Source organism: Zoogloea sp. LCSB751, assembly GCF_002028455.1.
In the GTDB taxonomy this organism is placed as follows: domain Bacteria; phylum Pseudomonadota; class Gammaproteobacteria; order Burkholderiales; family Rhodocyclaceae; genus Zoogloea.
The window spans coordinates 1-262 of record NZ_MWUM01000293.1 but is presented as its reverse complement, the minus strand read 5'-3'; the positions used below and the strand labels follow the sequence as shown (position 1 = coordinate 262).

Here is a 262-nt window from a genome sequence, read left to right as displayed (position 1 = left end):
CGATTTTATCGACGTACTTTCTTCCTAACTCAATTAAATCGTAGTTAGAAAAGCTGGTAGCGCTAAGCAGATTTATAAGAATTGAAACCGTTCTGACATCCTCACTGATTATCAGGGTGGATAGTTTTGCCACAAGACAATCAATTTTCTCTTTAACTGTCTTATCAAATAACCAATAGTGTTTATCGGATTGAGACAGAACTAAACAACTCTCACTAAAAAGTAATAAAATTTCTGAGTTATGTGATGGAAAGTATTTATT

The 262-nt window shown here is 32.8% G+C and carries 1 protein-coding gene; it reads right to left on the bottom strand.

Features of this window, described 5'->3' with window-relative positions; all coding sequences use genetic code 11:
• Positions 1 to 262, bottom strand: a 262-nt coding sequence (locus tag B4920_RS30130) for a hypothetical protein (protein WP_216820080.1), incomplete at both ends; no start/stop codon positions are given.